7 protein-coding genes are annotated in these 6,841 nt (G+C 63.5%); 3 read left to right on the top strand and 4 right to left on the bottom strand.

The window, feature by feature from the left end:
- The coding region (dctP, locus tag EN991_RS17455) for a TRAP transporter substrate-binding protein DctP (protein ID WP_206519213.1) at positions 1-636 on the top strand (636 nt) is incomplete at its 5' end.
- Between the two features lie 85 nt (positions 637-721).
- Here dctP and EN991_RS17450 read toward each other — a convergent pair.
- From EN991_RS17450 to EN991_RS17435, 4 genes are all read right to left on the bottom strand, one after another.
- The gene (locus EN991_RS17450; protein WP_164753632.1) at positions 722-1,750 is read right to left on the bottom strand and encodes a zinc-dependent alcohol dehydrogenase family protein; all 1,029 of its coding nucleotides are present in this window, start codon (positions 1,748-1,750) and stop codon (positions 722-724) included.
- An 18-nt stretch (positions 1,751-1,768) separates the two neighbouring features.
- A complete protein-coding gene (locus tag EN991_RS17445; protein ID WP_174299056.1) occupies positions 1,769-3,553 on the bottom strand; it encodes a TRAP transporter large permease subunit in 1,785 nt (594 codons plus the stop codon).
- Positions 3,550-4,134, bottom strand: coding sequence for a TRAP transporter small permease subunit (locus EN991_RS17440; protein ID WP_013528212.1), 585 nt, complete (start codon positions 4,132-4,134; stop codon positions 3,550-3,552). Before EN991_RS17440 ends, EN991_RS17445 begins: the two co-directional genes overlap by 4 nt.
- Before the next feature lie 188 nt (positions 4,135-4,322).
- The gene (locus EN991_RS17435; protein ID WP_064992905.1) at positions 4,323-5,228 is read right to left on the bottom strand and encodes a branched-chain amino acid ABC transporter permease; all 906 of its coding nucleotides are present in this window, start codon (positions 5,226-5,228) and stop codon (positions 4,323-4,325) included.
- A 147-nt stretch (positions 5,229-5,375) separates the two neighbouring features.
- Here EN991_RS17435 and EN991_RS17430 point away from each other — a divergent pair, with 147 nt between their 5' ends.
- Positions 5,376-5,987 carry a CGNR zinc finger domain-containing protein gene (locus EN991_RS17430; RefSeq protein ID WP_127369206.1) on the top strand — a complete coding sequence of 204 codons (612 nt, stop codon included), beginning with the start codon at positions 5,376-5,378 and terminating at the stop codon, positions 5,985-5,987.
- Entirely contained in the window at positions 5,980-6,516 is a 537-nt protein-coding gene (locus tag EN991_RS17425; RefSeq protein WP_127369205.1) for a hypothetical protein, read from the top strand. The genes EN991_RS17430 and EN991_RS17425 overlap by 8 nt, the downstream gene beginning before the upstream one ends.
- The last annotated feature ends 325 nt before the right edge of the window (positions 6,517-6,841 follow it).

Genomic DNA, 6,841 nt, shown 5'->3' with positions numbered 1-6,841 from the left:
GTGCAGATGGGTGGCTGGTTCCGAAAGGAAATCAACACGGTGGCCGACCTTTCCGGCCTCAAGATGCGAATCGGCGGTTTTGCCGGCAAGGTGGTGCAGAAACTCGGCGTCGTGCCGCAGCAGATCGCCGGCGGCGACATCTATCCGGCGTTGGAAAAAGGCACCATCGACGCGGCCGAATGGGTGGGCCCCTATGACGACGAGAAGCTCGGCTTCTACAAGGTGGCGCCCTATTATTACTATCCCGGCTGGTGGGAGGGCGGCCCGACCGTCCACCTGATGTTCAACAAGGCGAAGTACGAAGAGCTTTCGCCGACGTACAAGTCGCTGCTGCACACTGCCGCGCAGGCGGCCGACGCCAACATGCTGCAGAAATACGATTATCTGAACCCTGCGGCGGTGAAGCGGCTGGTGGCCGGCGGCGCGAAACTGCGCCCGTTCAGCCAGGAGATCATGGCCGCCTGCTTCGAAAAGGCCAACGAGGTCTATACCGAAATGGAAGCCTCCAACGCCCCGTTCAAGAAGATCTGGGAATCGATCAAGGGCTTCCGCAAGGAGCATTATCTCTGGGCACAGGTGGCCGAATACAATTACGACACCTTCATGATGGTCCAGCAGCGCAACGGCAAGCTGTAGCCGGCCGGACTTCTGCTCAAAAGCTCTCTGGGCGGACCCCGCTCAGGGAGCTTTTCTGTATATGCCGGGAGGCGAAGCCGGCGGTTCAGCCGCGGCGCGGCACCACCAGAACCTTGACCTCGCCGGGCGCCGGCGGATTGGCGATCACCGCTGGCGCTTCTTCAAGCGACACCGGCCTGGAGATCAGCCTGTCGATCTCGACCGCACCGGAAGCGATGAGTTCGGCGGCGCGGCGATGGGTGTAGGGATTGAGGAAGGAACCGAGCACCTTCAGTTCCCGGAACAACAGGTCGAACGGCTCGAATTCCGCTTTCATGCCTTGCGGCGTCACGCCGACAGTGACGACCGTGCCGCCGGCTCGGGCCAGCCGCATGGACTGCTCGACGGTCTCTCGCACGCCGGCGCATTCGAAGACGACGTCGACGCCACCTGGCGCCAGACCGGCCGGTCCGGCGATCGCATCGATGACATCGGTGGCTGTCGGATCGATCGTCGCTGTCGCGCCGAGGTCCTCGGCGAGGGCGCGCCGCGAAGCCTGCCTGGTCGACAGAATGATGGTCGTGGCTCCCGCCAGTCTTGCCAGCTGCACGGTGAGCAGGCCGATCACGCCGCCGCCAAGCACGACCACCGAGCTGCCCGGTTTGATACCGGCAAGGTCGACGCCGTGCAGGCAACAGCCGAGCGGCTCGCAGAAGGCACCGTGCAGGGGGTTCAGGCCTGCAGGCAGCACGAAAGCCTGTTTCTGCGGCAAGGCAAGATAGTCGGCAAAGCCGCCGTCGCGATGAATGCCGATCGCGCACAGATTGGTGCAGAGATTGACTTGTCCCGCGTGACAGTGCGCGCAGCGCCCGCAGGCTATGTTGGGGTCGCCGGTAACACGATCGCCGATGGCAAAACCCGAGACCGATGTTCCGATCGCCTCGACGATGCCGGAAAACTCATGGCCGGGCGTCACCGGTGGCGTGCAAGGAAATTCACCGTGAAACAGATGCCGGTCCGTGCCGCAGACGCCGCAGGCTTCGATGCGCACCAGTAGCTCATCCGCACCGATGTCAGGCATGTCGACGTCGCGCAGCGTGATGTCGCCCACTGCTTCCAGCCGCACCGCTTTCATGGTCTTGACCATGCCGGTTCAGTTGAAGCTTGGCGGTTGCGACAGGTCGGGCTGTGGCGCTGCCGGCTTTGCCGGTGTCGGATCGCCGAAACTGGGCGGTTGCGAAAGGTCAGGAGCGGCCGGCGCCGTGGCGCCACCAGCGGGCGCCGCTCCATCCGCCGGCGGCGTGCCCAGCGGCGACAGGCCGGGCACCTCCGGTACCTTGTAGTCGATGGTGCCCGGATCGACGGTCGTTCCCTTGTAGTGCATCACCATTTGCGGGAAGGCGATGGTCAGCCCGATCATGATCACCTGGATGCAGACAAAGGGCACCGCGCCCCAATAGATCTGGCCGGTCGTCACCGGCGCGATTTGTTTGCCGGTGAGACGATCGAGATAGGGCACGCGCGCGGCCACCGAACGCAGATAGAACAGCGCGAAGCCGAAGGGCGGGTGCATGAAGCTGGTCTGCATGTTGACGCCCAGGAGCACGCCGAACCAGATCAGGTCGATACCGAGCTTGTCGGCGGCGGGCGCCAGCAGCGGTACGATGATGAACGCCAGTTCGAAGAAATCGAGGAAGAAGGCGAGGAAGAAGACGAGCATGTTGACGCCGATCAGGAAGCCGACCTCGCCGCCCGGCAGCGACGTCAAAAGGTGCTCGACCCAGATGTGGCCGTTGACGCCGTAGAAGGTCAGCGAGAACACCCGTGCGCCGATCAGGATGAACAGCACGAAGGACGACAGCCTTGTCGTCGAGGCCAGTGCCTGCTTAACGACGTCAAGCGACAAGCGCCCCTTGGCCGCCGCCATGAACAAGGCGCCGACCGAGCCCATGGCGCCGCCTTCGGTCGGCGTGGCGATGCCCAGGAAGATGGTGCCCAGCACCAGGAAGATCAGCGCCAGTGGCGGGATCAGCACGATGATCACCTGCTGCGCGAGCCTGGACATCATGTTGAAGTTCAGGCGCTTGTCGGCAATGGCGACGATGTAGATGAACAGCACCCCGGCAGTCGCGCCAAGAATGTCGGCATTGTCGCCATGCGCCGGCGCCAGATAACGATATGCCGCGTAGGAAACCGCCGATGTGACCAGCAAAGCCACCAGCAGCGACATCACGCCATGGCCAAGTGTACGGGCCTCGAGCGGCAGCGCCGGCATCGAGTTCGGCCGGATGATCGACATGATCAGGATATAGGACATATAGAGGCCGGTGAGCACGAGGCCCGGGATCAACGCGCCCGCGTACATATCGCCGACCGAGCGGCCGAGCTGGTCGGCAAGCACGATCAGCACCAGCGACGGCGGGATGATCTGGGCAAGCGTGCCGGAGGCGGCAATGACACCGGATGCGAGCCGGCGGTCATAGCCATAGCGCAGCATGATCGGCAGCGAGATCAGGCCCATGGCGATGACGGAAGCCGCCACCACGCCGGTGGTCGCCGCCAAAAGCGCGCCGACGAAGATCACCGCATAGGCGAGGCCGCCGCGGATTGGCCCGAACAGTTGGCCGATCGTGTCGAGCAGGTCTTCGGCCATGCCCGATCGCTCGAGCACGATGCCCATGAAGGTGAAGAACGGGATGGCCAGCAGCGTGTCGTTCGACATCACCCGGCTGCCGTAGAAATTATCCGGCAATGCGTGCAGGAGCGGCCAGGCGAGGTTGATCGATCCTCCGGAATAGGGAGACAGCAGCACACCGATGAAGAAGAACATCAAGCCGTTGGCGGCCAAGGAAAAAGCGACGGGGTAGCCGATCAGCAGGAAGATGATCAGCGAAGCGAACATGATCGGCGCCATGTTCTGCGCGATGAACTCCATCACGAACGCACCTCGTCGGCCAGCGCCTTGGCTTCGAGTTCGGCCTGCTCATGCACCGATATGAAGGGATTGGGGTCGTCCATGTCTCCGCGCATGATGGCGATCTTCTTGATGATCTCGGAGATGCCCTGCAGCGCCAGCAGGAAAAACCCGACGAGCAGGATGGCCTTGGCGGGCCAGATGATCAGGCCGCCGGAATTGTTGGACATCTCGCCGCTGCGAAACGACAGCGACACATAAGGAACGAAATAGATCACCATCAGCGTCACGAACGGCATCAGAAAAAAGACATGCCCGAAAAGGTCGATCCAGTGCTGCACGCGGCGTGGAAACAGGCCGTAGACGACGTCGATGCGGATATGTTCGTTCTGCTTCAGCGTATAGGCGGCGGCCAGCATGAAGGCGGCGCCGAACAGATACCATTGCAGCTCGAGCCAAGCGTTCGACGATATGTCGAACACCTTGCGGATAATGGCGTTGGCGGCGCTCACCAGGATCGCCAGCAGGATCAGCCACGATATCCATTTGCCGATGAACTCGTTGGCGCGATCAATAGTCCTGGATAGAGCGAGAAGCCCTGCCATGCATTCCTCCCTTGTACCGGAGGCGTGCCGGCTTCCCCCTTTTTGTCCGTCACGCCACGTGGTCCAACGGTATGCCGCGCGTGGACTGACGGGTCAACAAGGATAGAGGCAGCGAATATCATCGCATGGCAGACAGTGCCCAATACCGGCGATCTGCCCTCGCGTCATGCAACCAAAGTCTGACGTTTTCAGGCGATTTTGCCGGTGTCGCGGCCGGCGCCGATCAGGATCAGCGTCGTGACCAGGAACAGGTACATCCACGCGTCGCGCCACTCGACCGGGAAATAGCCGGCCCACAGCGATTCGGCCATGCCGAAGACGGCCGCGCCGAGCGCCGCGCGCGGTGGCGAGAGATAGCCGCCGACCGCCGTCACGAACAGGATCTTCAGTCCGTAGACGAGGCCCGACCCGAAGCTGACATTGCCGTAATAGAGCCCGGCCATGACGCCGGCCAGCGCGGCGCAGAAGCCGCCGAACAGCACCGCGTGCCGGAACACCGCGCGTACGTCGACGCCGCACATCGCGGCAGCCTTGGGGTCGTCGGAGACGGCGCGCCAGCACCGTCCGAAGCTCGACCGGGCAAAAGCCCAGCTTGCCAGCGCGATTGCCGCCACCACCACGGCGCAGTCGATAAGCTGGATGAGCGTCAGCGTTGCCTTGAAGGTCGCGCCCTGCGCGAAAACGATGGGCTCCGCCAGCATCGGCGGCAGCCACAGATCATGCGTGTCGGCGGCGATGCGGCTCGCTTCGGACAGCAGCAGCAGGATGCCGAGAGTCGTCACCACGATTGCATTGGGCGTGCGGTCGGCCAACGGTTCGAAGACACTGCGCGACAGCACGTGGCTGATCAGCGCGGCATAGAGGAACGCAGCGACGACGCCGAGCGCCACCGCCGCCAGCAGCGTCAGCCACAGCACCTGATAGCCGAAGGCCGCGGTCAGGATCATGGTCTGGCCGCAAAAGGCGAACAACGCGCCATAGGCGAGATTGGTGCGGTGCAGGATGCCGTTGGTCAGCACATAGCCAAAGGCGAGCAACGCATACAGCGCGCCCGAATGCAGCCCGTTCAGCACCTGCTGGAAGAAATAGAGCATGCAAAACCTCGAAGCATGCCGCCCAAAAGTGCGAAGCGGTCCTGGCCAACAGCATGCTCAAAAGGCTGCGGAGACCACCGCATCCGGAGTGAGGTTGCATCGCTGAATCTAACTTGTCAAATACGATTTATCGGTTAGATTTTGGCCATGACGGTATCATGGACCCCGCACCGCTTCACCGGCGGCCTGCTTGCGCTCGACACGGCGAACACCGTCGTGCTGCGCGGCGATCCGGGGCGGACGTTCGACCGCTTCGAAGATCCGGCCGAGATTGCCCGCTTCGCCGACGCGGCGAGCCGCTTTCGCGCCGCCGAGCTTGGCGAAAGGCCGCTGGCGGTATCCTCAGCGGTGGCGATCGCACCCGTCGTGCTGTCGATCCGCGAGGCGACGGACCGGCTGTTTCGTGGAGCGGTGTCGAAGGGCGCGGTCGCCACCGCTGATCTGCCCGGATTCCTGAGCGCCTGCGCCGAGGGTCTGGCCGGCAGCCGGACCGAGATCGGTGTGCCGGGAAGGCCGTTCGGTGATCCCCTGACGCCGATCGCCTTCGAGGCGGCGCTGGCGGTTTCGGCGCTATCGCTTCTGCGCGACGATACCGTCGCAAGGCTCAGGATCTGTCCCAACTGCACCTGGCTGTTCGTCGACAGAAGCCGCAATTCCAGCCGCCTGTGGTGCGACATGGCGGTGTGCGGCAACCGTCAGAAGGCAAGCCGTCACTATCGCCGCCGTCGCATGGCGGAAAATGAGGTCAAGAATGCGTAGCGGCCTTTCCCGTTCGATCCTTGTTGGCGCGGCGCTCATCGTGGCCGTTGCGCTCGGCGCCTGCCGCGACACCGGCGACGCCGAAGGCAAGCTGTTCGAGGTTTCCGGCAAGATATTCGTTTTCAACTACCGCCTCGCCAGGGCGACTTATGTGGTGGCCCTGCGGCCGCTGAAGCCGATGGGAGAGGGCCAGGTGGCGGTCGCCAGCTTCCAGGATCCCGCCGGCGGCGCACCTCTGGTGGTCGAGCAGAAGGTCTGGCCGAAGCTCGACAAGGTGACGCTGGAGAGCCCGGCACTGACCTGCGTCGTCAAGAACAAGCCCTATGCGATTGCCATCAGCATCAAGGGCGCCGACGGCGCGGTCCTGCAGAAGATCGACACCACGCTGATGTCGACGGAAGACCAGTCGATCCTGCCCGACCGGCCGCTGGTCATCGACCAGCTCTACACCGCCAATCCCGATCTCGTCGGCCATCCCGACGGCAAGCTGCCGGGCGAGCCGAAGCCAGATTGCTCGAAAGGCGGCTGACGCGTCGCGGCCGCCCGCGCCGCAGCTGTAATGTTCATGCGCCGGGCAATGTCCGCGGATCGGTTTCATACTCGATTCAGGATGGCCGCGGACTGTTCGTTGCGCGTTGCCTGGCATCTGCGATTTTGTTTGACCTGCCTTGCAAGGGGAGAAAGGATGCGTCATCCGACCCCGACGTTGGCTGCCTGCCCCGCGTGGCCTCCGCAGAGGAAATGCCTGATGACGCTGCACGACGTCGCGCTCGACGACAAGTTCGATCTCGCAAAGGAGCGCATCTTCCTGTCCGGCGCGCAGGCGGTCATTCGCATGCTCTTGATGCAGCGCG

Origin of the sequence: Mesorhizobium sp. M7A.F.Ca.US.005.03.2.1 (genome assembly GCF_003997795.1) — a bacterium.
Taxonomy (GTDB): Bacteria; Pseudomonadota; Alphaproteobacteria; order Rhizobiales; family Rhizobiaceae; genus Mesorhizobium; species Mesorhizobium ciceri.
This window is presented reverse-complemented; position numbering and strand designations above follow the sequence as displayed.

Excerpts from the sequence above, each read along its gene's own strand:
- EN991_RS17450 (WP_164753632.1), bottom strand. The coding sequence starts at position 1,750 with ATGAAAGCGGTGCGGCTGGAAGCAGTGGGCGACATCACGCTGCGCGAC.
- EN991_RS17435 (WP_064992905.1), bottom strand. The coding sequence starts at position 5,228 with ATGCTCTATTTCTTCCAGCAGGTGCTGAACGGGCTGCATTCGGGCGCG.
- EN991_RS17440 (WP_013528212.1), bottom strand. The coding sequence starts at position 4,134 with ATGGCAGGGCTTCTCGCTCTATCCAGGACTATTGATCGCGCCAACGAG.
- EN991_RS17425 (WP_127369205.1), top strand. The coding sequence starts at position 5,980 with ATGCGTAGCGGCCTTTCCCGTTCGATCCTTGTTGGCGCGGCGCTCATC.
- EN991_RS17430 (WP_127369206.1), top strand. The coding sequence starts at position 5,376 with ATGACGGTATCATGGACCCCGCACCGCTTCACCGGCGGCCTGCTTGCG.